The sequence below is a fragment of the Plantactinospora sp. WMMB334 genome (genome assembly GCF_049179095.1).
Classification (GTDB): domain Bacteria; phylum Actinomycetota; class Actinomycetes; order Mycobacteriales; family Micromonosporaceae; genus Plantactinospora.
The window spans coordinates 6,980,384-7,000,132 of sequence record NZ_JBMHME010000002.1 but is presented as its reverse complement, the minus strand read 5'-3'; the positions used below and the strand labels follow the sequence as shown (position 1 = coordinate 7,000,132).

The 19,749-nt window shown below is 73.0% G+C and carries 17 protein-coding genes; 10 read left to right on the top strand and 7 right to left on the bottom strand.

Features of this window, described 5'->3' with window-relative positions; all coding sequences use genetic code 11:
- Positions 1 to 150 precede the first annotated feature (150 nt).
- The 4 genes from ACN27G_RS30400 to ACN27G_RS30385 all read left to right on the top strand — a co-directional run bounded on the left by ACN27G_RS30400 (position 151) and on the right by ACN27G_RS30385 (position 3,095).
- Positions 151 to 993 (top strand): SDR family NAD(P)-dependent oxidoreductase, encoded by an 843-nt coding sequence (locus tag ACN27G_RS30400; protein ID WP_421496114.1) that lies wholly within the window; start codon positions 151 to 153, stop codon positions 991 to 993.
- 181 nt (positions 994 to 1,174) lie between these two features.
- Entirely contained in the window at positions 1,175 to 1,714 is a 540-nt protein-coding gene (locus ACN27G_RS30395; protein ID WP_421496113.1) for an orotate phosphoribosyltransferase, read from the top strand.
- A 57-nt stretch (positions 1,715 to 1,771) separates the two neighbouring features.
- Positions 1,772 to 2,149 carry an ArsR/SmtB family transcription factor gene (locus tag ACN27G_RS30390; RefSeq protein ID WP_007073957.1) on the top strand — a complete coding sequence of 126 codons (378 nt, stop codon included), beginning with the start codon at positions 1,772 to 1,774 and terminating at the stop codon, positions 2,147 to 2,149.
- A gap of 94 nt (positions 2,150 to 2,243) precedes the next feature.
- Positions 2,244 to 3,095, top strand: coding sequence for a class II aldolase/adducin family protein (locus ACN27G_RS30385; RefSeq protein WP_421496112.1), 852 nt, complete (start codon positions 2,244 to 2,246; stop codon positions 3,093 to 3,095).
- A gap of 80 nt (positions 3,096 to 3,175) precedes the next feature.
- Here the strand turns inward: ACN27G_RS30385 and ACN27G_RS30380 are convergent, their stop codons facing one another.
- The 3 genes from ACN27G_RS30380 to ACN27G_RS30370 all read right to left on the bottom strand — a co-directional run bounded on the left by ACN27G_RS30380 (position 3,176) and on the right by ACN27G_RS30370 (position 8,322).
- On the bottom strand, positions 3,176 to 4,111 hold the full coding sequence (locus tag ACN27G_RS30380) for a DUF368 domain-containing protein (RefSeq protein ID WP_421496111.1): 936 nt from the start codon (positions 4,109 to 4,111) through the stop codon (positions 3,176 to 3,178).
- 93 nt (positions 4,112 to 4,204) lie between these two features.
- Positions 4,205 to 6,841 carry a polynucleotide kinase-phosphatase gene (locus ACN27G_RS30375; RefSeq protein WP_421496110.1) on the bottom strand — a complete coding sequence of 879 codons (2,637 nt, stop codon included), beginning with the start codon at positions 6,839 to 6,841 and terminating at the stop codon, positions 4,205 to 4,207.
- Positions 6,838 to 8,322 carry a 3' terminal RNA ribose 2'-O-methyltransferase Hen1 gene (locus tag ACN27G_RS30370; RefSeq protein WP_421496109.1) on the bottom strand — a complete coding sequence of 495 codons (1,485 nt, stop codon included), beginning with the start codon at positions 8,320 to 8,322 and terminating at the stop codon, positions 6,838 to 6,840. Before ACN27G_RS30370 ends, ACN27G_RS30375 begins: the two co-directional genes overlap by 4 nt.
- A gap of 115 nt (positions 8,323 to 8,437) precedes the next feature.
- Between ACN27G_RS30370 and ACN27G_RS30365 the strand changes: the two genes are divergently transcribed.
- The 3 genes from ACN27G_RS30365 to ACN27G_RS30355 all read left to right on the top strand — a co-directional run bounded on the left by ACN27G_RS30365 (position 8,438) and on the right by ACN27G_RS30355 (position 11,837).
- Positions 8,438 to 8,923 (top strand): SigE family RNA polymerase sigma factor, encoded by a 486-nt coding sequence (locus ACN27G_RS30365; RefSeq protein WP_421497513.1) that lies wholly within the window; start codon positions 8,438 to 8,440, stop codon positions 8,921 to 8,923.
- Complete coding sequence (locus tag ACN27G_RS30360; RefSeq protein ID WP_421496108.1) at positions 8,920 to 10,014, top strand: LCP family protein; 1,095 nt, start codon at positions 8,920 to 8,922, stop codon at positions 10,012 to 10,014. Before ACN27G_RS30365 ends, ACN27G_RS30360 begins: the two co-directional genes overlap by 4 nt.
- Before the next feature lie 224 nt (positions 10,015 to 10,238).
- Positions 10,239 to 11,837: a glycosyltransferase family 4 protein gene (locus ACN27G_RS30355; RefSeq protein ID WP_421497512.1), complete on the top strand. Its 1,599-nt coding sequence runs from the start codon at positions 10,239 to 10,241 to the stop codon at positions 11,835 to 11,837.
- Between the two features lie 10 nt (positions 11,838 to 11,847).
- Here ACN27G_RS30355 and ACN27G_RS30350 read toward each other — a convergent pair whose 3' ends face one another.
- Positions 11,848 to 12,063 (bottom strand): hypothetical protein, encoded by a 216-nt coding sequence (locus ACN27G_RS30350; RefSeq protein ID WP_421496107.1) that lies wholly within the window; start codon positions 12,061 to 12,063, stop codon positions 11,848 to 11,850.
- A 137-nt stretch (positions 12,064 to 12,200) separates the two neighbouring features.
- On the opposite strand from ACN27G_RS30350, the gene ACN27G_RS30345 reads away from it, so the two are divergent.
- Both ACN27G_RS30345 and fbaA read left to right on the top strand, forming a co-directional pair.
- A complete protein-coding gene (locus ACN27G_RS30345) occupies positions 12,201 to 12,581 on the top strand; it encodes a phage holin family protein (RefSeq protein ID WP_421496106.1) in 381 nt (126 codons plus the stop codon).
- Positions 12,582 to 12,713: 132 nt separating this feature from the next.
- Complete coding sequence (gene fbaA, locus ACN27G_RS30340) at positions 12,714 to 13,742, top strand: class II fructose-bisphosphate aldolase (protein WP_421496105.1); 1,029 nt, start codon at positions 12,714 to 12,716, stop codon at positions 13,740 to 13,742.
- A gap of 320 nt (positions 13,743 to 14,062) precedes the next feature.
- Here fbaA and ACN27G_RS30335 read toward each other — a convergent pair whose 3' ends face one another.
- Positions 14,063 to 15,637 carry an IS1182 family transposase gene (locus ACN27G_RS30335; RefSeq protein ID WP_421491308.1) on the bottom strand — a complete coding sequence of 525 codons (1,575 nt, stop codon included), beginning with the start codon at positions 15,635 to 15,637 and terminating at the stop codon, positions 14,063 to 14,065.
- A 64-nt stretch (positions 15,638 to 15,701) separates the two neighbouring features.
- Positions 15,702 to 16,922: a hypothetical protein gene (locus tag ACN27G_RS30330; RefSeq protein WP_421496104.1), complete on the bottom strand. Its 1,221-nt coding sequence runs from the start codon at positions 16,920 to 16,922 to the stop codon at positions 15,702 to 15,704.
- Positions 16,923 to 17,217: 295 nt separating this feature from the next.
- Here ACN27G_RS30330 and ACN27G_RS30325 point away from each other — a divergent pair, with 295 nt between their 5' ends.
- Entirely contained in the window at positions 17,218 to 17,646 is a 429-nt protein-coding gene (locus ACN27G_RS30325) for a DUF3151 domain-containing protein (protein ID WP_421496103.1), read from the top strand.
- Positions 17,647 to 17,658: 12 nt separating this feature from the next.
- Here ACN27G_RS30325 and ACN27G_RS30320 read toward each other — a convergent pair whose 3' ends face one another.
- A complete protein-coding gene (locus tag ACN27G_RS30320) occupies positions 17,659 to 19,398 on the bottom strand; it encodes a chromosome partitioning protein (protein ID WP_421496102.1) in 1,740 nt (579 codons plus the stop codon).
- Positions 19,399 to 19,749 lie beyond the last annotated feature (351 nt).

The window sequence follows — 19,749 nt, the reverse complement described above, 5'->3', positions numbered from 1 at the left end:
CGGTCGGCGGTGTGGGACCGGGTCCGGCTCCTCGGGAGCGCTGGCGGTGGTCTTTCCCGGCCCCGGCCCCTCGACTACGTTGTGGAAGCGGTACCGCTCCGGGCGGCACCGCCCCGGTACGCCAGCGAAGTCGTCGAGGTGAGCAGATCCGTGGCAGCAGCCGACCCCACGCCCGATCCTGAACCCGCGACGAGTCGGATCGCGCCGCGTCGCGCGCTGGTGACCGGTGCGACGGCCGGGATCGGTGCCGCCTTCGCGCGGCGGCTCGCGGCCGACGGATACGACCTGGTGCTGGTGGCCCGGGATGGCGAACGGCTCGCGCACCGCGCCGCCGAGCTGGCCGCCCGGCACGGCACCGTGGTCGACGTCCTGCCGGCCGACCTCGCCACCGAGGAGGGGTGCGGCCTGGTCGAGAAGCGGCTCTCCGACGCGTCGGAGCCGATCGACCTGCTGGTCAACAGCGCCGGGATCAGCCTCAACCGGTCGTTCCTGCACTCGACGGTCGAGGACGAGTCCCGGCTGCTCCGGCTCAACGTGCACGCGGTGCTGCGGTTGACCCTCGCCGCCCTGCCCGGGATGGCCGAGCGGCGGCACGGGGCAGTGATAAATGTCTCTTCCGTGGCCGGCTTCGGGCCGGTCATGCCGGGCTCGACGTACTCGGCCAGCAAGGCGTGGGTGACCAACTTCAGCGAGTCGGTGGCCCAGTCGGTGCGGCCGAAGGGCGTACGGGTGATGGCGCTCTGCCCCGGCTACACCCGTACCGAGTTCCACGACCGGGCCGGCATCGACATGTCGAAGACGCCCGGGTGGCTGTGGCTGCGCGCCGACGACGTGGTGCGGGACGCCCTGCGTGACCTGGATCGGGACCGCCTGGTGAGCGTCCCGGACTGGAAGTACAAGCTGGCCGTCTTCGGGATGCGTCACGCGCCGGGGCGCCTCTGGCGGGCGGTGGCCCGGGATGCCCGGGGTCGCACCGGTCGCAGGGAGTCGTGAGTCGATAACCCGGCGGGACGACCCGGCCGCTCACCGAAACGGCGGCGTCCGGGCGCGGGCAAGTTTCAGTGCGGAGAGTAGCCGATTTTCCGCCCCATCGGCCACCGTCGGACCCCGGCGATCGGCTGTCCTGCCGGGTCGGCCATTCGGTTCTCACCGTGGCGCAGTACCCTTACCCGCCATGGGGGACCACGACGACCTGCGTAAATTCATCACTGACCTTGCCGTGGTGCACGGGCGGGTGGTGCTGTCCTCAGGTCGTGAGGCGGACTGGTACGCCGATCTGCGGCGCGTGACCCTGCATCACGCGGCGGCACCGTTGGTCGGCCGGGTCATGCTCGACCTCACGGCGGACTGGACGTACGACGCGGTTGGCGGCCTGACGTTGGGTGCGGACCCGATCGCCGTGTCGATGCTGCACGCCGCCTCGGCGGCGCAGCGTCGACTCGACGCCTTCGTGGTCCGCAAGGCCGGCAAGACGCATGGTCTGCAGCGCCGGATCGAGGGTCCGGAGGTGGGTGGTCGCCGGGTGTTGGCAGTAGAGGACACCTCCACCACGGGAGGCAGCGTGCTGACCGCAGTGGAGACGTTACAGGAGGTCGGAGCCGAGGTGGTGGGCGTGGCCGTTATCGTTGATCGTGGGGCCGGCGACGCCGTACGAGCCGCCGGATTGCCGTACCGGGCAGCCTATACGTTGGCTGACCTCGGCCTTGTGGCCTAAAAGTTTGCCGATTCGGATCTGCTGATATGCAGGCGGGTCGATGCTGCTGGTGGAAGGATGGAATACGTGGGAACTGCGTTGGCCGAAATGACTATGCCTCAGATCTCGCCGCTTGCCGGCGAGCCGATCGAGCGTGCTGACGCCGAGCGTCTGGCCGGGGTCCTCAAGGCCCTGGCCGACCCCGCTCGGCTCCGGCTGCTCAGCCTGATCCAGTCGGCACCGGAGGGCGAAGCGTGCGTGTGTGACCTCACCGCGCCGCTCGGCCTCTCCCAGCCGACGGTCAGCCATCACCTCCGGATCCTCACCGAAGCCGGCTTGCTGGAGCGGGAGAAGCGGGGCGTGTGGGCCTACTACCGGTTGGTGCCGACGGCGATCGCGACGATCGCCGACCTGCTGACCCCGCCGCGTAAGCGAGCCACCAAGAAGGCTCGCTGACTCAGCGTCCGACCCGTCTGGTGTCCGCCCTGTCCAGGACGGCGCCAGACGGTCGAGTCGCGGAGAACGCGGTGCGGCGGGACGGGCCGTCGGCGTGAACTATCTCCGGGGAGACCTGCGGGACCAGCTCGCGTACGTCGGACAGGACGTCGTCCGGACCGGCCTCGTGGCCGGCTCCGGCGGCAACCTGTCCGCCCGGCTGCCCGACGGCGATTCCTGCTGGGTGACCGCCAGTGGCACCTGGCTGGACCGGCTTGCCCGCACCTCGTTTGTGCGGGTGCGCATCTCGGACGGTCTGGTGCTGCCGGACCAACCGGCCGGTTCCACCAGGTCGGTCGCCGTTGGTGACCCGGACCGGTCCGCCGCCGTGCCCGGGGCGTCCGGGGTCCGCGTGCCGCCCAGCCCTGCGGCTGAGGCGGTGGTGGTCGCTGCCGTCCCGGCCGCCGGCACCGCTGATGCCGTCCCCGGGGATGGACCCGGGCCGCCGACGGGTGTCACGCCGAGCCACGGGATCCTGCCGAGCAGCGAGGTCGAGCTGCATCTCGCCGCCTATCGGGCCCGGCCGGACGTGAACGCGATCGTGCACCTGCACCCGCAGACCGTGCTGCTGCTCGACGCGCTGGGCGAGCAGATCCGGCTGGTCAGCACCGACCACGGCTTCTACCTGCGTCGGGTGGCCCGGGTTCCGTTCCGGCCGCCCGGCACCACCGAACTCGCCGCGCTGGCCGCCGACGCGAGCCGGGACGGCACCAACTGTCTCGTCCTGAGTCGGCACGGCTGTTCGGTGCTGGCCGACAGTGTGGAGCTGGCGCACAAGCGGGCCGCCAACCTCGAGGAGGCGGCCCGGCTGACGTACCGGGCGCTCGCGGTCGGGCGCCTGGGCGAGTTGCCGGATCTTCCCGCCGAGTTTCTCGCCCGGCTCCAGGGCGGCGCGACCAGCGTGTGACCGGCCGCCCGGTGGCGTGCCCGCCGCATCACCCGGTGAGCCCGGCACCGGGATCGGGATCGACCTGGGCACCGGTGTCGTCAGCGCACGTGGGGCGTCTCGTACGTCTCCTCGGTGAGGTCCCGGGCGGCCCGGCGGAGCCGGCGGCGCTCGGCAAGGATCATTATCGCGACCACGGCGACTCCGAGCAGGACCAGCGCGATCACGGACGGGACGTTGTCGCCGGGTGCGTGCAGGCTGCGATCCTCGGACTGCCACGGCCAGAGCGCACGTAGACTGCCCACAATCACCCCGGCCAGCACCGCCAGGGTGATCCGGCGGTGCCGTTCGAGCAGCCACTGGAGCAACTTGACGAAGGACGCCAGGCCGATGACGAGGCCCGCGGCGAAGATCGCCAGGTAGCCGAAGTCGCGTTCGTTGAGCGCGTCGATGGTCGGCTGGTAGAGGCCGATTGTCAGCAGCAGGAACGACCCCGACACCCCGGGCAGCACCAACGCGCAGACCGCGACCGCCGCCGCGACCAGCACGATCAGCGGATGCGGTTCGATGGTGGCCTGCGGCAGCCCGGTCAACACGAACGCGGCCACCGCGGCAGCCACCAGGGCTGACACTTCGGCACCGCGCCACGGCCTGCCGACCATGGAGATCGGCACAAGCACCGAGGCGAGCACCAGCCCGAAGAAGGCGGCCCTGGTCTGCTCCGGATAGTCGGCAAGCAGCGGCTCCAGCACCTTCGCCGCGATCAGCAGGCCAGGCAGCATGCCGATCAGCAGCGGGATCACCACATCCCAGTGCACCTGCCGCACCTGGTGTCCCGTGCGCGTCCAGCCACGCCCGCGCGGAAGGTCGGAGACCGCGTACCGCACGGAGTTCACCAGATGCCCGGCGGACGCGATGACGCGCTCGTAGACGCCAGTCACCAGGGCGATGGTCCCGCCGCTGACCCCCGGCACCGCCTCGGCCACGCCGATGGCCGCGCCACGCAAGACGTGGCCTACCCGTTCGCCCAGTGCCATGTCAGTCCGTTCCGTGAATCGTTCGACCGGTCGCCGACGGCGTCCGCCACGGTCACTCAGGCTACCGGTACGGGCGCCGCCGGCCCCGTCAGGTCACAGTCGTGGATCGACCGGTTCCGACTCGCAGGCGAGGATCGCGAAGACCAGCTCGTGCCGCCGCCAGAGCGGCGCGCCCTCGGCCAGCCGGTCGAGCGCGGCCAGCCCGAGCCCGTGCTCGCGCAGGGCCAGCCCGCGCTTCCGCCCCAGCGAGCGGTGTCGGAGAACGGCCAACTGCTCCGGTTCGGCGTACTCCGGGCCGTAGATGATCCGCAGGTAGTCCCGGCCCCGGCACTTCAGGCCCGGCTGGAGCAGCCGCCCCGAGGCGTCCCGGGCGGCGAGCCCGGCGTACGGCTTCACCACCATCCCCTCGCCGCCGGCCGCGGTCAGCTCCCGCCACCAGTCGGTCGCCGCCGAGACCGCCGGCTCGTCACCGAGGTCCACGATCCGGCGCCGGGTCGGGGTGAACAGCTCCGGGTCGGCGGCGTGCAGCCGGTCGGCCAGTGCCAGGTGCCAGCCGTGGTCCCGGCCCGCGTGCGAGGTGCCCTCGCTGGCGAGCACGGCGAACGGCGCCAGTGTCACCCCGTCGAGGCCGTCGGTCGGCCGCACGTAGCCGCGGTACGCCCCGACGTACCGGTCGAGGTCGGTCGCGCGGCGCTCCATCCGGGCCCGCAGGTCGGCGACCGGCAGCGCCCGCCCGGCGGCCCGGTCGAGCACCTCCAGCACGGCCGGCAGCGCGGCCCGGCCCGCCGCGCCGACCGGGGCGTACTGCTCGCGGATCAGGCCACCGGCCTTGGCCGACCAGGGCAGCAGCTCGCAGTCGAGCAGGACCCAGTCGGTGCCGAGTTCGTCCCAGAGTCCGGCCCTGCCGACAGCGGCGCGTACCCGGGCGAGCAGCGCCCGGTCCCGTGCCCCGCCGAAGAACGGCCGGCCGGTGCGGGTGTACACCACGCCGTCGCCCGGGCCGAACCGTGCGGCGGCGTCCGGCGCGGCCGCACCGACCCGGTCGGCCCCGCCCGGCCCCGCCGGACCGGCCTCGTCCCGGCAGACCAGGACCACCGCGCGGGAGCCCATGTGCTTCTCCTCGCAGACCACCCGGTCGACACCGGCCTTCCGGTAGTCCTCGAACGCCTGCGCGGGATGCTCCAGGAACCCCTCGGCGGTCGAGGTGGAGCAGGGTGCCATGGTCGGCGGGAGCCAGGGCAGCCAGCGCGGGTCGACGGCGAACCGGCTCATCACCTCCAGCGCGGCGGCGGCGTTCTCCGCCGCTACGGTCACCGTGCCGTAGCCGTAGTCGATGTGCCGACGCCCGGTGACGTCCCGCAGGTCCAGCCCGAGACCGTCCCTGGCGCCGACGCCGGGCGGCTCCGGCGGCGTCACGGCCGGCGACGGCCCCGGTGACGGCCCCGGCGTTGCGGCCAGCGGCCGGGCCGGCGGGTAGTACTCCCGCGCGGCCGGCACCGAGACGAGCTCCCGGTCGGGATAGCGCAGCGCCGTCAACGTCCCGCCGAAGACGCAGCCGGTGTCGATGCAGATGGTGTTGTTGACCCACTCCGGGGTCGGGGTCGGGGTGTGGCCGTAGACGACCGTCGCCGCACCCCGGTAGTCCCGGGCCCACGGATAGCGCACCGGCAGGCCGTACTCGTCGGTCTCGCCGGTCGTCTCGCCGAAGAGCGCGAACGCCCGGACCCGGCCCGACGCCCGACCCTGGTATTCGGCCTTGAGCCCGGCGTGCGCGACCACCAGCCGGCCGCCGTCCAGCACGTAGTGGCTGACCAGGCCGTCGACGAACGCGGAGATCTCGGCGACGAAGGCCGGCTCCTCGGCGTCGAGCTGGGCCAGCGTCTCGGCCAGGCCGTGCGAGACCGTGACCTTGCGGCCGCGCAGCCTGCGCAGCAGCTTCTGCTCGTGGTTGCCGGGCACGCAGAGCGCGGTGCCGGCGCCGACCATCCCCATCACCAGCCGGAGTACGCCGGGCGAGTCCGGCCCCCGGTCGACCAGGTCACCGACGAAGATCGCGGTACGCCGCTGCGGATGCGTCGCGTTCACCGGCCGCCCGCGATCGTCGCGGTGCAGGGTCCAGCCGAGCCGGAGCAGCAGCGCCTCCAGTTCGGCCCGGCAGCCGTGCACGTCACCGATGATGTCGAAGGGGCCGGTCAGCTCCTTCCGGTCGTTGAAGAGCTTCTGGTAGCGGATCTCGGCGGCCTCGATCTCTTCGACGCCGCGCAGCACGTGCACCCTGCGGAAGCCCTCCCGCTCCAGCCGCCCGACGCTGCGCCGCAGGTCCCGCTGCATCCGGCCGATCACCTGCCGCCCGAAGGTCCGCTCGGGCCGCGCCCGCGTACGCTCCCAGCAGAGCGGTTCGGGCACGTCCAGCACGATCGCCACCGGCAGGACGTCGTGTTCGCGGGCGACGGCGACCAGCCCGGCCCGGGCGTGCTGCTGGAGGTTGGTGGCGTCCACGACGGTCAGCCGGCCGGCGCGCAGCCGCTTGCCGGCGACGTGATGCAGCACCTCGAAGGCGTCGGCCGAGGCGGACTGGTCGTTCTCGTCGTCGGCCACCATCGCCCGGAAGGTGTCCGAGGAGAGCACCTGGGTGGCGGCGAAGTGCCGGCGGGCGAAGGTGGACTTGCCCGAGCCGGAGACCCCGACCAGCGCCACCAGGGCCAGTTCGGGGATGTCGAGCGTACTCATCGGAAACCTCCCTCCACGCCGCCGGTCCGGGTGAGGACGGCGAGCTGGGTCGGGCTGCCGACCTCGGGGTCGTCGGCGCCGACACCGCTGATCGAGACCGTGTAGCCGTAGCCGGCGCCCACCGCGCCGGCCCACTGCGCGAACTCGGGCCGGGTCCACTCGAACCGGTGGTCGGGATGCCGGAACGCGCGGCCGGCCAGGCCGGGATAGCGGACGTTGTACTCGGCGTTCGGGGTCGTCACGATCACCGTTCCCGGCCGGGCGTGCCCGAAGACGGCCGCCTCCAGCGCCGGCAGCCGCGGCGGGTCGAGGTGCTCGACCACCTCCATCAGTACGGCGGCGTCGAACCCGCGCAGCCGGTCGTCCCGGTAGGTCAGCGCGGACTGCCACAGCCTGATCCGGTCGCGCTGCCGGGGCGGCAGTCGGTCCAGCCGCAGCCGCCGCTCGGCCGTCGCCAGGCTCCGGGTCGAGACGTCGGTGCCGACGATCCGGGTGTAGCGGCGGTTCCGGACCAGGTCGGTGAGGAGCGCGCCGCCGCCGCAGCCGAGGTCGAGGACCCGGGCGGCGCCGGAGCGGTCCAGCGCGTCGAGTACGGCCGCCCGGCGCAGCGCCGCGAGCGGCTGCCGGTCGACACCGGCCGGCAGTCCCGCCTCCTCGTCCGCCCCGCCGTCGGAGGTCTCCACGACGGTGTCCGGGTCGGTCGGCTCGTCCGCGAGCCGCTGCTCGGCCAGTCGGGCGAGTGCGGCGCCGGCCAGGGCGCGGCGGTGCGCCAGGTAGCGCCGGGTGATCAGGCCGCGCTCCGGGTGCGCGGCGAGCCAGCCCGCGCCGGCCCGGACCAGCTTGTCGATCTCGTCCGGCGCGACCCAGTGGTGCTTGGCGTCGTCGAGCACCGGCAGCAGCACGTAGAGGTGGTTGAGGGCGTCGGCGAGCCGGAGCGTGCCGGTGAGGGTGAGGTCGACGTAGCGGCTGTCACCCCAGTCGGGGTGCGTGGGGTCGAGCGGGATCGGGAAGGCGGTCACCGTCCAGCCCAGCGGGGTGAAGAGCCGGCCGGCCAGCTCGGCACCGCCCCGGCAGCGCAGCGCCGGGACCCGCAGCTCCAGCGGGATCGCCGTCGCGGCCAGCTCGGGGCGGTCCTTCGAGTCGCCGCGCATGGCCGAGCGGAACACGGTGGAGAGTGCCGAGGAGAGCAGGCTGGAGGCGGCGTACCCGCGGTCGTTGACGTACCGGCCGAGGGTGAAGTCCTCCGGGGTGGTCCCCGAACCCTGCCCGGGGCGGCCCCGCCGGCTCCGGCCGCCGGCCAGCGCCAGCGGGTCGATGTCGAGGAGCAGGGCGGCGGTGCAGCGTTCGGTGCCGGCCTCCGGAAACACCACGTACGCCGTACCGGTGGGCACCCCGAAGGCATGCACCCGGTCGGGGTGCTTGACCAGCAGGTAGCCCAGGTCGGTGGCGGGTCGGTGGGTGGTGCTCACGGTGATCAACACGTCGACCATGCTGACAGCACACCGACGGTTCCGTCGCGGCATTTGCCGCCCGCACCCGGCCGGCAATCTTCCACGTCCGTACTTCCGTCTGTAGGAGGAGAGGCCGGAGGTGTCCGTGACGTACGAGGAGTTCGCCGACTCCAGACTCACCGCGCTGCTGCGCTACGCGGTGATGCTGACCGGCGATTCCCATCTCGCCCAGGATCTCGTGCAGGAGACGATGGTGCGGGTCCAGCTCAACTGGCGCCGGGTGACCCGCGCCGACGCGCCCGAACAGTACGTGCGGCGGATGCTGACCAACCAGTACCTCGACTGGCAGCGCGGCTCCTGGGTGCGGCGGGTGCTGCTGCGCGCCGAGCCCGAGGAGGCGGTGGCCGCACGCGTCGACCACGCCGAGGCGACGGCGGACCGGGACCAGGTCTGGAGCTGGCTGGCCCGGCTGCCCCGGCGGCAGCGGGCGGCGCTGGTGCTCCGCTACTACGAGGACCTGCCGGACGCCGAGATCGCCGAGGTGCTCGGCTGCGCCGTCGGCACCGTCCGGTCGATGATCTCGCGCGCCCTCGCCACCCTTCGTGCCGAATTCGTGGAGGCCCGAACATGACCGACGACCTCCGGCAGCCGATCGAGGACGAGCTGCGGGCCGTGTTCGCCCGGCACGAGTCGCTGGCCCCCGACGCCGCTCCGGTGCGCGCGGAGATCGACCAGCGGGTGGTACGCCGACGTCGACGGCGCCGGGTGGTCCAGGTCACCGCCGCCGCCCTGGCCGTGCTGGGCGTGCTGGCGGTGCCGACGTTCGGCCGTACGGTCGGGGAGTCACCGCCCGCCGAGGTCGCCGCGCCGCCGCCCCCACTCCGGGCGACCGGGCCGGTGGCGCCGCTGAACTTCCTCCTCCTCGGCCTCGACGGCGGGGACGGGCGGAGCAACGGCCATCGCGCGGACAGCGTGCTGCTGGTGCACGTGCCGGCGGACCGGAGCCGGCTCTACCTCGTCTCGCTCCCCCGTGACCTCGGCGTCGACGTGCCGGGCCACGGCTTCGGGAAGCTGGGCACCGCCTTCTACCTCGGCAGCCACCGGCCCGGCGGCCGGCCGGACCTGGCGGCCGGGGCCGCGCTTACCGAGCGGACCGTCACGGCGCTGAGCGGGACACGGTTCGACGCGACCGCGACGCTGACCTACCCGGGGCTGCGGGAGCTGACCGACGCCGTCGGCGGGGTGCGGGTGTGCCTGCCGGAGCAGGTGCGGTCCCACCACACCGCGCGGGTCTTCCCGGCCGGCTGCCAGCGGCTCGACGGCGCCGCCGCGCAGGACCTGCTCCGCCAGCGCTACCACCTGGACCAGGGCGCGCACGACCGCGATCGCAACGCGCAGCGGTTCACCGAGGCGCTGCTGCACGAGATCACCGATCCGGCCAACGCCGTCAACCCACTCCGGATCGCGGAGATCGTCGGCGCGCTCGGCCGCAACCTGACGCTCGACCTCGACGGAACTACACCGGCGGAGCTCTTCAGCACGCTGCGGGCGGTGGCGGCGGCCGACGCGGTGGGGATCGGCTGGACCTACCATCCCGACCGAGGGCCGGGAGGCCAGGTCGAGACCCTCGATCCGGTGCTGAGCCGCAGCCTCTTCGACGCGCTCCGGCGGGACGCGCTGGCCGTCTGGGTCGCCCGGCACCCGGACCGGGTGACCGGCTGAGAGCCCTGCCGGACGCCGCCGTCGTGCCGGACGCTGCCGAGTAAGGCTCCGGTCCGGCTCTGGTCGCCCGGTGTTCACCTCGACGTCATCTCGTCCCGCCCTGGTCGCCGGGGTCGGGTCGTAGACTCGCCGGGTCCATCAGGGGTGTGTGCGGGACGGAGAGACGGGCGATGGCACCTGACGATGCCGGGGCGGCGGGTCGCCGCACGCCGGGCCGGATCGTCATGCTCGTCGACAACGGCGTGCACGGCGACTCCCGGGTGCAGAAGCAGGCCCGGTCGGCGGCGGACGCCGGCTGGGACGTGATCCTGCTGGGCCGGTCGCCGACCGGGGCGCCGCAGAGCTGGCAGCTCGGTGCGGCACAGGTCCGGCTGCTGCCGATGCCGGAGCCGCTCTTCCGCAAGCGGCACCAGTACCGACGGGCCTGGCTGCGCTGGCCGTTCGGCTACCCACCGAACGGGATCGCCGAACACCGGGCCCAGCAGGTCGCCGCCTGGCGGGCGGAGCTGCGGTTCCGGGGCGCCCAGCTCGCGCTCGCCGCCCGGGCCGGCCGGCGTGACCGGGCGGCGGAACGCTGGCTCCGGGTCCGGCAGGTCCTCGCCGACCTCGCCGGACACTGGGTCTGGGTCCGGACGAAGATGCACAACCGGGCGCTCTACGCCCGCCGCTACCGCAACCCCTGGGACCGGGCGGTCACGCTCTTCTGGCAGCTCACCAAGGGCGACGGGGCCTGGCGCCGGCTCGAACCGGGGCTCTGGGACTACGAGCTGGCGTTCGGCCCGGTCGTGGACGAGCTGGCTCCGGACCTGATCCACGCCAACGACTTCCGGATGCTCGGCGTCGGTGCCCGGGCCAAGGTCCGGGCGCTGGCCGCCGGGCGGCCGGTCAGGCTGGTCTGGGACGCCCACGAGTTCCTGCCCGGCATCCGCCCCTGGCAGCAGCACATCCGCTGGCTGCCCGCGATGCGGGCGCACGAGCGGGAGTACGCGCCGCACGCCGACGCCGTGGTCACCGTCTCCGAGGCGCTCGCCGAGATGCTCCGCGCCGAGCACGGCCTTCCCGAGCTGCCGGCGGTGGTGCTGAACGCGCCCGCCGTCGAACACGCCCCGGACGGGGCGGGCGGCAACGTCCCCGACCTGCGCCGGCTCTGCCGGATCGGCGCCGACGTGCCGCTTTTGGTCTACAGCGGCAGTGCCGCCGAGCCGCGTGGCCTGCGGACCATGGTCGACGCGCTGCCGGAGCTGCCGGGCGTGCACACCGCGCTGGTGGTCAACCCCGATCTCCCGTACGTCCGCAAGCTCGTCGCGCACGCCCACCGGATCGGGGTCGCCGACCGGCTGCACGTGCTGCCGTACGTGGCGCACTGGCAGGTGGTGCCCTTCCTCGCCGGTGCCGACGTCGGGGTGATCCCGATCCACCACTGGCCCAACCACGAGATCGCCCTGATCACCAAGTTCTTCGAGTACGCGCACGCCCGGCTGCCCCTGGTGGTCAGCGACGTGCAAACGATGGCCCGGACCGTCCGGTCGACCGGGCAGGGCGAGGTCTTCCGGGCCAGGGACGTGGCCGACTACGCCCGGGCGGTCCGGACCGTGCTGGCCGACCGCGAGCGGTACCGGGCCGCCTACGACCGTCCGGGGCTCCTCGCCGCCTGGACCTGGTCCGCCCAGGCCGACATCCTCACCACCCTCTACCGCCACCTACTAGACGAAGGTGAAAGGAAGGGCCCCCGCTTATCGTTTTCTGTAGAAGCGGGGGCCCTTCCTAACACCTCGGCCGCCGCCGGCGGCGAGCCGGTGCCGGCGGCGGTGATTCAGCGGTAGTCGTGGTCGGTCAGCGGTAGTCGTCGTCCTGGAGGCCGACGACCCGGGCCTGCTCCATGGCGTCCCACTCGTCGACCTCCAGCCCGCGCTGGACTCCCGGCTGGTCCTCGACGCTCGGGTCGGCCACGGTCGCCTGCTCCACGGCGTCCGCGGGCGGCGCCTCGGGGTCGCGCTCGTCGGGGGTGAGGTGGTCGCCGGGAGCGAAGTCCTCGTCGGGCTGGGCCATGTCCTACTCCTGCCGGTCGGTGCGTCCTCAACCACCGTACGGGCTCGCCGGGCGGCCCGTACCGGGGAGCACGGTGCCCGGTCCCGGAGCAGGCTAAACCGCCGGCCCGGCCGCCGGCCGCGTGCCACGATGAGGCGGTGGGCTTCCTGATCAGGCTGGTGATCGGTGCGCTGGCGCTGTGGATCACCACACTGGTGGTGCCCGGCATCGAGCTGACCGGCCGATCCGCGCTGGAGAACGCGCTGACGGTCCTCGTCGTGGCGTTCATCTTCGGGGTGGTCAACGCGGTACTCAAGCCGATCATCCACGTCGTCGGCTGCGTCTTCTACGTCCTGACGCTGGGGCTCTTCGCGTTGGTGGTCAACGCCCTGCTCTTCCTGCTCACGGACTGGATCGCGCACCTGTTCGACCTGCCGTTCTCGATCGACGGCTTCTTCCCCGCCTTCTACGGGGCCATCCTGATGGCGGTGGTGAGTTGGCTGATCGGCGTCGTGTGGCCGGGCCGGTCCGAGCGGTGAGTCATGGGCGGGTGGGTTGAAGTGGCGCGAGCGGGCTGCGGGATACTTCGGTACGGAGGACAGCGCGGTCCGGGCGCACTCATCCAGACAGTGGCCGTGCAGGCCGAGAGCGGTTATTAAGGAGCGTTTCACATGCCCATCGCTTCCCCCGAGGTCTACGCCGAGATGCTGGACCGCGCCAAGGCGGGCCGGTACGCGTACCCCGCCATCAACGTGACCTCGTCGCAGACCCTGCACGCGGCGCTGCGCGGCTTCGCCGACGCGGAGAGCGACGGGATCGTGCAGGTCTCCACCGGCGGCGCGGAGTACCTCTCCGGCCCCACCGTCAAGGACATGGTGACCGGCGCGGCGGCGTTCGCCGCGTACGCCCGCGAGGTGGCCAGGAACTACCCGGTCAACATCGCGTTGCACACCGACCACTGCCCCAAGGACAAGCTCGACAAGTTCGTCCGTCCGCTGATGGCGATCTCCAAGGAGCGGGTGGCGCGGGGCGAGGAGCCGCTCTTCCAGTCCCACATGTGGGACGGCTCGGCGGTGCCGGTCGGGGAGAACCTCGAGATCGCGGCCCAGCTGCTCGACGAGGCGGCGGCCGGGCACATCGTGCTGGAGATCGAGGTCGGCGTGGTCGGCGGCGAGGAGGACGGCGTCGAGAACGCGATCAACGAGAAGCTCTACACGACGGTCGAGGACGGCATCGCCATGGTCGACGCGCTCGGCCTCGGCGAGAAGGGCCGCTACATGGCGGCGCTGACTTTCGGCAACGTGCACGGCGTCTACAAGCCGGGCAACGTCAAGCTCCGGCCGGAGATCCTCAACGAGATCCAGCAGGCGGTCGGCGCCAAGTACAACAAGGGCGACAAGCCGCTCAGCCTGGTCTTCCACGGCGGCTCCGGCTCGCTGCTGGAGGAGATCCGCGAGGCGCTCGACTACGGCGTGGTGAAGATGAACATCGACACCGACACCCAGTACTGCTTCACCCGGCCGGTCGCGGACCACATGCTCCGCAACTACGACGGCGTGCTCAAGGTCGACGGCGAGGTCGGCAACAAGAAGATGTACGACCCGCGGGTCTGGGGCAAGGCGGCCGAGGCGGGGATGGCGCAGCGGGTCGTCGAGGCGTGCGAGCACCTCCGCTCGACCGGCACGACGCTGTCCAGGTAACAGCTGTCCAGGTAACCCAGGCGGAAGTACGCCCGGCGGCGGGTGCGCCACCACGGTTCCGGGACCCACCGGAACCCTCCGGCGGCCCGCCCGCCCCGGGCAACGGCCCGCTGCCCGGGGCGGTGGTCCGCCGGCTAGGAGATCACTGAACAATCCCGGGTTTTGGGGAGGCGGTGGTCGGAGGTGACGGGGAAGGTGTCTCAAGAGGCCGTCTTGCGGCGGTGGTCACAGCGCGTGGCTGGGCTGCGGGCTTGTCTTCCCCGTCGTTGAGGCAGCTTGTGAGGTGGTGTGGGCTGTCGGGAAGTCCCGGTCGGGGTGGTTCAGGCCAGGGCCCAGCCGGTGGGCTGGCGGGTGAGGCCGAGGTTGAGCAAGCGGCGTAGGTTGAGTCCGGCGATGCGGGTGCGCAGCCACCAGGCGTTCGCGGCGGTGCCGCGGTAGCGCAGTTTGCGGCAGCGGCCTTTCGGGCCGATGAGCCAGGCGATGGAGCGTTCGACCATGGGCCGGTGCCGGCGGTAGGTGTCACGCAGATGCTGGTTGCTGGCCCATCGGGCGCGGGCGGCGCGTAGTACCTGGTCATGGGGGTGCAGGCTGATCGAGCGGCCGTCTTTGGCGGTGGTGCATCGCTGTCGTAGCGGGCAGCCGCGGCAGCCGGCGCCGAATGTGGCGGTGCGTTTCGCGGTCAGTCGTCGGATCAGGCCGTTCGGGCAGGTCACTGTGCCGGCCAGTTCGTCGACGGTGAAGTCATCGATGGTGAACCCGCCCTCGACCGCGGGGCGCAATGGGGCGGGCTTGATGATCGGGGTGTGACCGGCTGCGGTCAGGCCGGCTCGGGCCTCACCGGTGCCGTAAGCGGTGTCACCCAGGACTTCGAGATCCTCGACGCTGCTCAGGTCGGGGTCGTGGGCGAGCAGGTTCAGCCCGACCACCGCTTCATGATTGTCCGTGCCGGCGGCTTCGGTCAGGTCAGCGCCGGTGAACAGACCGGTGTCCGGCTCGACCGCGACGTGACCCTTGAAGCCGTCCTGGCGGTGATGGACGGTCTTGTGCACGTGCCGGGCCTGCGGATCGACGACCGAGATCACCCGCTCGGGGGCGACCCGGCGGGCGATACGCCACCGGCCGTCGGTGCCGTCCGAGCCGTCGGCCGGCTCCACGTCCTGCCCGGCGACCAGCGCCAGCAGGGCCAGGGCCTGCTCGGCGGACTCGTCCAGTTTCGTGCCGGTGAACGCGTCAACGACGATCAGTGCGTCGTTGACCAGCGCCGACACCAGAGCATCACGGGCGCTCTTGTCGTCCCAGACGATCCGGGGCTTGCCCGGATCGTCCCAGTCATGGGAGTGACAGCGTTCCGCGATCACCACGGCGGCGCCGGGCACCTCGCGGCGGACCCGGCGCATCGCGGCGATCAGCTGGGTGATGGTGTCCTGGGTGGCGACCGCGTCGTCGAAGACCACCGAGTCCAGAGCCCGGCGGGTCTTGCCCTTGAGCACCCCGGTCTGGGCGACGACCTGCCGGACCGCGTCGAAGATCCGGTCTGGGCGCCCGGAAGCACGTAGCCGCTGCCGCCACACCGTCAACGTCGTGGGATGGAAACCCGCGTGGTCGATCGGCAGCCCGCAGGCCACCTTCCAGCGCAGGTCGCAGCGCACCGCCTGGACCGCTTCCGGGTCGGAGTAGTCCTGCAGGGTCTGCAGCACCAGCACCGAGGCGATCACCGCGCCGGGCAGCGACGGCCGGCCCCGCCCGGACGGGAACAGATCGGTGAACATCCCGTCCGGGAACAACACGTCACGATGCTCGGCCAGCAGGGCGTACACACTGCCCGCCGGCACCAGATGCCCAACCAGCGCCGCCGTGTCCCACAACTGCGGCCCAGACTCAGAACGACCCTGCACCTACCCATTATCGATCAAACCCGATCAAGTGGGATGACGGCACGCCGGATTATTCAGTGGTCTCCTAGGCGGTGGTGAGCAGCCGGACGGCCTCGTGCACGTCGTCGGTGATGTGCACCGAGCGGGCGAGGTCGCCCGCGGGCGCCAGGGCCAGCAGCGGGCGCAGCAGCGCCTCGACCGGCAACGTCTGGGTCCAGAAGGCGCTGTCCAGGAAGACGTACGGGCCGCTGACGCCGTCAGTGCCGTAGAACGTCTTGGTGGCGGCCTGGAACACCTCCTGCACGGTCCCGGCCCGGCCGGCGGCGAAGACGATCCCGCCCCGGGCCAGCCGGAGAATGGTGTCCTCGCGGATCGCGTTGGAGAAGTACTTGGCGATCCGGCCGGCGAAGAGGTTCGCCGGCTCGTGCCCGTACAGCCAGGTCGGAATGGCGAGCCCGCCACGCCGGGCCCATCCGTCGGGGTCGTCCCGGTGGCCGTTGCCGTTCCGGGGCTGCGGCACCGTCGGCGCGAACCGGGCCCGGACCTCCAGCGCCGCTGCCGTGTAGGGATCGTGGTCGGTGAAGTCCGGCGCGGCGGCCAGCAGGTCGATCGCCGAGCTGAGGTCGGCCGCGGGGCGCTCGGCGAGGTAGGCGCCGAGGTTGGCCGCCTCCATCACCCCCGGCCCGCCGCCGGTCACCACCAGCCGGCCGGCCCGGGCCAGCTCCCGGCCCAGCGTCGCGGCCAGCCGGTACGCCGAGGTGCCGCGCGGCACCGCGTGCCCGCCCATCACCCCGACCACCGACGCCGGGCCGTGCCGGCTCAGCCAGGACCGGGTGGCGTCGGCCAGCGCGTTGTCGATGGCGTGGTCGTGCAGCCGCTGGGCCAGCGCCTCCCGCAGCTCGGGCAACGCGCCGCCGTGGTGGCGGAAGTGCTCGTAGACCACCGTGTCGTACATCCCGGCGAATCCGGCGGCGCCGAATCCGGCGGCCAGCTCGTCGGCGGTGTAGAGCCGGGGCGGATGCGTCGGATACGGCAGCTCCGCGAAGGCCGGTACCACGGTCGCGCCGCGCCGGACCAGCTCCGCCTCCACCTCGCGTGACGCGAACCGGCAACCGACGAAGAGCGTGCCGGTCAGGTCGACCCCGGTCAGGTCCGGCACCGGGTCGAGGTCCAGCCGGAGCCCCTGCACGGCCAGTCCGGCGAGACTGCCGCCGCGGAGGTGGAGATCCAGTTCCGTCCGCGACTCGATCTCGTGCAGGGTGTCGTCGTGCGGTTCGAGCACGTCGGCGGGGGGTGGGGTGGGCATCCCGCCATCTTGCCCCGGCCCGGCAACCTCCCGGCCGCCGGGTGCGAACCGGGGCGCCGGCCGCAGGAGCGGACGAAACCGGCGAGAGCCCGGCGACACGAGGTCGCCGGGCTCCCTTCTACCGGGTCCTGGGGAGGCTCCGGATCTTCATTTGTAGTCCAGTTCCGCCGGGACCGCACCGCCCGGCCGCCCGAACCGCACCCGCCGCACGCGTGACGGACGCCTCAGCCGTTCAGCCAGCACGCGTGACATACCCCGCTCGCCAGCGCCGGCGGCGGCCGGGTTGAATGGTCCGATGCAGAACCTCTTGCCCGAACCGCCGCCGACCCTGCTGCCCGGCGACGACACGGCCGAGGCGGCGCTCGCCGCCGCGCGCAGCGCGGACACCGACGAGGCGTACGCCACCGCGGCCGCGCAGCACCCGACGTTCAGTGCTGCCTGGGCGGCCCTGGCCGCGCGGGCACTCGACTCCGGTGAGGTCGTCGCCGCCTACGCGTACGCCCGCACCGGCTACCACCGGGGTCTGGACCAGCTCCGCCGCAGTGGCTGGAAGGGGCACGGTCCGGTGCCCTGGGGGCACGCGCCGAACCAGGGCTTCCTGCGCTGCCTGCACGTGCTCTCCCGGGCGGCCGGTGAGATCGGCGAGTCCGACGAGGCGGCCCGGTGCGCCCAGTTCCTCCGGGACTGCGACCCGGCGGCCGGCGACGCTCTCTCCGGCACCTGAGCCGGGCCGCGTTCAGAGCCCCTCGGCCACGGCGGCGGCGATCTTGAGCCAGGCGTCGCGGGTCGCGGAGGAGAGCTGGGCGTACCGGATCGGTTCGCCGGTGTCGATCAGCCGCTCGTACGGCGCCAGCAGCACCGCCCTGGTCCGGGCGGCGAAGTGCCGTTGGATCGCCGGCAGGTCGATCTCCTTGCGGGACGGCGGCATGGAAACCACCGTGACCGCCTGCCGGACCAGCCGCTGGCGACCGCTCTGCTCCAGGTGGTCCAGCATCCGGGCGGCCGTCTCGGCGGAGTCGTTCCGGGCCGACATGGTCACCACGAGCTGGTCGGTGGCGTCGATCGCCGCCTGCCAGTTCTGGGCCCGGACGTTGTTGCCGGTGTCCACGAAGATCAGCTTGTAGAACCTGCTGACCACCTCGCGGATCTCCGCGAAGGCGGCGGCGGTGAGCATCTCACCACCGGTCGCCGACTCGTCGGAGGCGAGGACGTCGAACATCCCCTCGCTCTGGGAGCGTACGTACTGCGACAGGTCACCGACCCGGCCGTGCGCCCCCTTGAACTGGTAGAGGTCGCGCAGCATGTCCCGGACCGTGCGGGAGTGGAAGTCCTGCTGGGCCCGCATGCCCAGGGTCCCCTGGGTCTCGTTGTTGTCCCAGGCCAGCACGTAGCCGCCGCGCTTCTGCCCGAAGGTCATCGCCAGCAGCAGGATCGCCACCGTCTTGCCGGCCCCGCCCTTGGGGTTGACGACGGTCACCTGCCGGAGCCCGCCGAAGTTCCGGCGGATCATCTCGATGTCCTGCTTGATCTCCTGCTCGTGCCGGCCGGGTGAGAGCTTCAGCAGGCCGAGGGTGGTCTTGTTCACCGCCGCGCGTACCCCCATCTGCGCCACGGGGTCGGCGGGGCGTACGGCCCGACGCCGGGCGAAGTCCTCGGCGGTCGGGGTGTTGCCCTCCGGCGTCCAGAGCGGGTCGGGATAGGGGCCCACCGGCTGCTGCGGCGGCATCCGCTGCACTCCGGCCGACTCGGCGTACGGCTGCTGCGGCACCTCGGTCACTCCGGGGTGCGGGGTGCCCGGGGGTACGCCCGGACCCGGCGGCGTCCAACCGGACTGTGGCCCGGCCGGGTCCGGTACCGGCGGGGGCGGATAGCTCGGATAGCCGGGCTGGCTGGGATAACCCGGCGGCCCGGGCTGGTTCGGCGTCGGCGGCGGGTAGGTCGGCTGGGCAGCCACCGGTGCCGGCGGCATCTGCTGCGGCGGGCCCGGCTGATACGGCTGGGGGGACGGTCCCGGCGGGTAGCCCGGCCCTGGCTGCGCCGCCACCGAATACGGGCCCGGTGACATCGTGGGCGGGTACGGACCGACCGGCGGCGCCGAGCCCGTGCCCGGATCCGCACCGGCACCGGCACCGGCACCGGCACCGGCACCGGAGTGTGGCGTGACCGGCTGCGGCGTGCCGTGTTGCGGTGTGACCGGCTGCGGCGGCGTGCCGTGTTGCCGTGTGACCGGCTGTGGCGGCGTGCCGTGTTGCGGTGTGACCCGTTGCGACGACGTGCCGTGCTGCGGCGTGACCGGCTGCGGGCCGCCGGGGTCTGGCGTCATCGGCGGTGCGGCGCCGTGCTGCGTGCCGACCGGCCGCTGCGGCGGTTGCGCCCACGGTGACTCGGTGGCCGGCCGGGCCGGGCCGCCGCTGTCGGGCCGGGGCCGGCTGGTGGCGGGCAGGGCGGCCCTGCCCCGGGCAGGTTCGGGGGCCACGTCCGGCTGCCGCGGTTCGGCCGGCCCGGTCTCCCCGCCCGGCCGATCGGTGCTGCCGGCGGCCGGCGCCGGACTGCTCGCCGCCGCGCTCGGCCCGGACGCGGATGCCCCGGAACCACCATCGCCGTTTGCCGCCGCCGCTCCGCCGACGCCGACCGTGCCGGCGGTCGGGTGTGCAGCGGCACCGTTCGCCGGTCGGTCCGGAGATTCCAGCCGGTCCGGGGACTCGGGGCGGCCTGAAGGAGATTCCGGGCGGTCTGGAGACTCCGGGCCTCCCCGGCCGGCGGGCTCCGTCCCGGCGCCCTGATCTGGTCGGCCGCCGGCGTCGGTGCGGCGGATCTCACCGGTACC